Origin of the sequence: Vibrio sp. V10_P2A27P122, assembly GCF_963874335.1 — a bacterium.
Classification (GTDB): domain Bacteria; phylum Pseudomonadota; class Gammaproteobacteria; order Enterobacterales; family Vibrionaceae; genus Vibrio; species Vibrio anguillarum.
On record NZ_CAWNHY010000120.1, the window covers coordinates 1 to 4,948 of the forward strand.

The 4,948-nt window shown below is 45.0% G+C and carries 4 protein-coding genes and 1 pseudogene; all 5 read left to right on the forward strand.

Annotated elements, in window-relative coordinates:
- The coding region (locus AACQ17_RS06320) for an ABC transporter substrate-binding protein (protein ID WP_141201462.1) at window positions 1-1,125 on the forward strand (1,125 nt) is incomplete at its 5' end.
- A 20-nt stretch (window positions 1,126-1,145) separates the two neighbouring features.
- On the forward strand, window positions 1,146-2,867 hold the full coding sequence (locus AACQ17_RS06325; protein ID WP_094123656.1) for an ABC transporter permease: 1,722 nt from the start codon (window positions 1,146-1,148) through the stop codon (window positions 2,865-2,867).
- Window positions 2,833-3,480 (forward strand): ATP-binding cassette domain-containing protein, encoded by a 648-nt coding sequence (locus AACQ17_RS06330; protein ID WP_019282608.1) that lies wholly within the window; start codon window positions 2,833-2,835, stop codon window positions 3,478-3,480. The genes AACQ17_RS06325 and AACQ17_RS06330 overlap by 35 nt, the downstream gene beginning before the upstream one ends.
- Window positions 3,473-4,111, forward strand: a complete 639-nt coding sequence (locus tag AACQ17_RS06335; protein WP_013857469.1) for a CDP-alcohol phosphatidyltransferase family protein — start codon at window positions 3,473-3,475, stop codon at window positions 4,109-4,111. The genes AACQ17_RS06330 and AACQ17_RS06335 overlap by 8 nt, the downstream gene beginning before the upstream one ends.
- Before the next feature lie 158 nt (window positions 4,112-4,269).
- Window positions 4,270-4,948: pseudogene (locus AACQ17_RS06340) on the forward strand (EAL domain-containing protein); the annotation flags it as partial.

Here is a 4,948-nt window from a genome sequence, read left to right on the forward strand (position 1 = left end):
ACCTTACTCTGCACGTGTGCCTTCGCACTTTCCGCGTCAGCGCAAACTTGGCAACAAACCACAGATGCAGCTAAAGGACAAACCGTTTACTTTCACGCGTGGGGAGGAAGCCAAGAGATTAATGAGTACATCCGCTGGGCAGGCAACGAGCTTCAAGATCGCTACGGTATCGAGTTAAAACAGGTGAAAGTGACCGATATTGCCGAGACAACAACACGGCTTATTGCAGAAAAGGCGGCCGCTAAAAATAATAATGGCAGTGTCGATCTAGTATGGATTAATGGTGAAAACTTTAAGTCCATGAAAAGTAATGGTTTACTGTATGGTCCATTTACGGAGCGTTTACCTAACTGGCAATATGTTGATTCCTCACTGCCGATCGATCAAGATTTTTCAGAGCCGACTCTTGGCCTTGAAGCGCCTTGGGGTGTAGGACAACTGGTGTTTATTTACGATCAGGAAAAGCTCAATAACCCACCCCGTTCATTTTCAGAAATGTTGAGCTACGCAAAGGCGTTTCCGAATCGTGTTAGTTACCCTCGTCCTCCAGAGTTTCATGGCACCAGTTTCCTTAAAGCCTTATTGATTGAACTAAGAGAGAACGATGTTGCCCTGTCTAAGCCTGTGGATGAACAAAATTTTTCCATAGTGACAGCACCTCTTTGGCGCTATCTTGATGAATTTCATCCTGTGGCCTGGCGTCAAGGCAAGCAGTTTCCCAGCGGTTCCGCTCAAATGCTGCAATTGCTTGATGATGGTCAGCTTGATCTTTCCATCAACTTTAACCCCAATGCTGTTTTTTCCGCTCAAGCAAATGGAACGCTAGCGGCCTCTACCCGCTCCTACGCGTTTGAAACAGGGGCTCTTTCTAACATTCATTTTCTCGCCATTCCTTGGAATGCGAGCGCCAAAGAAGGCGCATTGGTTGCGATCAATTTCTTACTCAGTCCGGAAGCACAATCTCGTAAAGGAGATCTTTCCATTTGGGGAGATCCATCGGTATTACAAAATGAGTTCTTAAGTGGCAGCGCTAAGAAAACTCAGCTGTTTAAATCAATCGCCGAGCCACATCCAAGTTGGCAAACGGCGCTTGAAGCCGAATGGCAACAACGCTACGGCCACTAAAGAGACTGAGATAAAGCCCGATGTTTAGAGCAAGCTATTTGCTGATTATTGTCATCTGTATTGCCCCAGTTGTTCCCGGCCTACTTGGGGTCATACTCTCCTCATTGGGCTATATTCCTCCCGTTGGCTTGCACCACTTTTCTCTAGATGGCTACATCGCCATCTTACAATGGTCGGGAGTCGGGCAATCTCTACTACTTAGCATAGGTTCTGCGTTAATCAGTACCTATCTCGCCGCAGCGATCTGCTTTGTGATATTGCAATCATTATGGCACAGCCGTCACTGGTCAAAAGTAGAGAACGCTTTATCACCGTTACTGGCTATGCCTCACGTCGCTTTTGCCATTGGTTTTGCTTTTTTATTCTCGCCAAGCGGCATGATGGATCGCCTTTTGTATCATCTGTTTGGAACTTCATTCATGGGAGATGGCGCTTCACTTTTAGTACGCAACCCTTACGCAGTCGGGTTAACCTTAGCGTTAGCACTTAAAGAAGTTCCTTTTTTACTGCTGATGAGCATCCCCATTTTGCAGCAATTAAACATTGATAAACTGCAACAAGCAGCGGCTTCGCTGGGTTATTCTCAACCCCAACTATGGCTAAAAGTGATCTTCCCACAGTGGTTAAATAAACTGCGGTTTGCCCTCTTTGCCGTGATTGCCTACGGCGTATCCGTTGTCGATTTGGCGCTCATTTTAGGCCCCAATAATCCACCAACGTTTGCAGTATTGGTATGGCAGTGGTTTAGTGACCCTAACTTAGCCTTAATTCCTCGCGCCGCCGCTGGCGCCGTTCTGTTGTTTATACTTGCCAGCGCCATGTTATTGATCGTTCTCTTTATCGAAAAGTGTTCCACGCAACACTACAAACGCTGGCAATACTCAGGCCGCTATGCGCTTTCCTTGCCAGGAAAATCACTGTTTTTATTCATTATTACCTTATCTTTGCTGATGTTGCCTTTAATGGTGGTTTGGAGTTTTGCACAACGTTGGCGCTTTCCAGACTTATGGCCCAGTCAGTTCAGTGCCCGTTTTTGGGACAACGAATGGTTGAATATCGCACCAACCATTTATCAAAGCGTACAATTAGCGCTATTCAGCACTGTGATTGCGCTGGTGTTATCTCTACTCGCTCATGAGTATAAGCTCAAATATCAGCGCCATTTACCCAGTTATTTGATCGCCTTGCCAATGCTTATTCCTCAGCTTTCACTGTTATTTGGCATGCAGATCGCCACACTCTTTTTAGCCAGCGATCAGTATTGGCTTTGGGTTACATGGTCACATGTATTCTTCGCCTTTCCTTTTGTCTACCTTGCGTTGGATGGCCCGTGGCAAAGCTACAATCAAAACCTGACTAAAGCAGCGTTGAGTTTAGGAAAAACGCCGTGGCAAGTATTTTGGCAAATTAAAACGCCGCAACTCTTACCAGCCATCGTTTACGCGGCAGCGGTTGGAATGAGTGTGAGCTTAGCGCAATATTTGCCGACTTTGATGCTCGGCGCAGGAAGGATCGCTACTATTACTACCGAAGCCGTTGCACTCTCGAGTGGCTTTGACCGCAGAGTCACCGCTATCTATGCCATTTGGCAAGCCCTACTTCCTTTAATTTTTTTCACCTTGGCGATTGTGATCAGCCGCCTACAAACTCATCGCCGTACCATGAACCCTATCGTTAAAAAAACTGCCCGTAAGGAAGCCATTACTCATGACGTTCTGCCTCGAAAACCTCGCCATCCATAAACAAAATGGTGAAGCTCTCTTATCGGATTTAAATATCACCATCTCCCCTGGTGAAATTGTCAGCTTAATGGGGCCGAGCGGCTGTGGAAAATCAACGCTACTTAATGTAATTGCGGGTCATTTGGGGAGGGATTTTAGCTTCCAAGGCAGAGTCATACTGGACGGTGTCGACATCACTTTGCGGCCTGCACATCAGCGGCAAGTCGGTATTTTATTTCAAGATGATCTGCTCTTCCCACATCTGACGGTTTGGCAAAATTTGGCTTTTGCCTTGCCCAACTCGGTAAAAGGCCATGAACGGCAGTCTCAAGCAGAAAAAGCATTACAGAAAATTTCTCTCGAACATCTTGCCAATGCTTACCCAGAACAGATATCTGGGGGGCAGCGAGCACGTATTAGCTTGGCTCGCATGCTACTGGCTCAACCTAAACTGGCACTATTGGATGAACCATTTAGTAAGTTAGATAAAGCACTGCGGATCCAATTTAGGGATTGGGTCTTCAATCAACTGGTCGCCGAAGGCATTCCGACCTTGATGGTCACGCACGATAAAGACGATGTTCCGCCTAACAGCCGCATTTTAACCTGCTCATGGGAGAGCGCACATGCTTGATCGATTTAGTGTCAAAATCATTCGTTGGCCACTAGAGAAAACAGCTCAAGGGCTTCATCGCTTAGGCATTACAGCGAACCAAACGACACTCTGGGGTTTTGCTTTAGGTTGCTGTGCACTTCCTGCACTTGCTTTCTCGCAGTACACGCTGGCATTAATTTTCATCATACTAAACCGAATAGCGGATGGCCTTGATGGTGCGTTGGCAAGAATTCAGGGGGTCAGCGATGCGGGAGGATTTCTCGATATCAGTTTAGATTTTCTGTTTTACTCGCTCATTCCGTTTGGTTTTGTGCTGGCTTCACCTGAGCACAATGCGGTAGCTGGCGCCTTTTTGATCTTTTCTTTTATCGGTACGGGAAGCAGCTTTCTTGCCTTCGCCGTGATGGCCAGCAAGCGAAACATCCACAGCCCTATCTACAAGCATAAATCACTGTATTACATGTCAGGCTTGACTGAGGGTACAGAAACGATTGCTTGTTTCGTCCTGTTTTGTCTTTTTCCTCAACATTTTGCCTTAATAGCTTATCTATTCGGCGGCGCATGCTGGTTCACCACCATTACCCGCATTTATTCTGGATTTCAAACACTCTCTAACACTCACTCACGTCAAGAATACAACCATGATTAACGCTATCACTTTTGGCTTCGAACTGCGGCTTCAAATCCAGATAATGCAGTACATTGGGTAATCGTATAACTCTTCGAAATTCTCATCAATTGAACCAGTGGCATGCTAAACTGCGCACTTACTAACGCAGTGGCATAACGATGCCTAAGGTTGCATTTATGACTTTGACCAGACCCGTTAAAATAGCGATCTTACTCTTTCTGATCCCGACTCTTATTTTTTCGTTAGCCATCCCGATATTAATCAATCCGTTGACACGCTATGTGCTGGAAAGCAAACTCGATACCGTCAATCTTTACTTGGCCAATAGAGCTCAGAGCTTAAATGATATGATTTTAGATCAAGTCGCTCAGATAAATTATGAATGCCAAGCAAGCGATATGTCATTAATTCGTGATTCCAAGTACTACAACCGATTTATCAGAATGATCGCGGTTGTCAACAAAGACGGGCGTAGCTGCTCGACTGTCGGTTTCCCATTACAACTTTCGGATGAGTTGAAAGCCTATGACCTCTCTTCAGGGTTTTACATGTCCACCACTCCCGCACTTTTTGATACAGAAAAAGAGCTACTTATTTATTATCAAAAAGAAGGTAATCGAATTTTCTGGATATTAGACAGTAGCTGGCAAGAAGAGATATTAAAAGGTGATTGTATAAATTGCTTTTTATTAAATTTTCATTATTTATCGCCTAGTTTAAATGGATTGAGAATGAGTCGAGGCAATAAAGAGATTGCTTACCAAGACCACATCACAACCATTAGTTACACCATAAAAGAGTTTGATATTCAAGAAACACTCTCTGTTGGTAAAGAATTCAACCAATATCTTTACT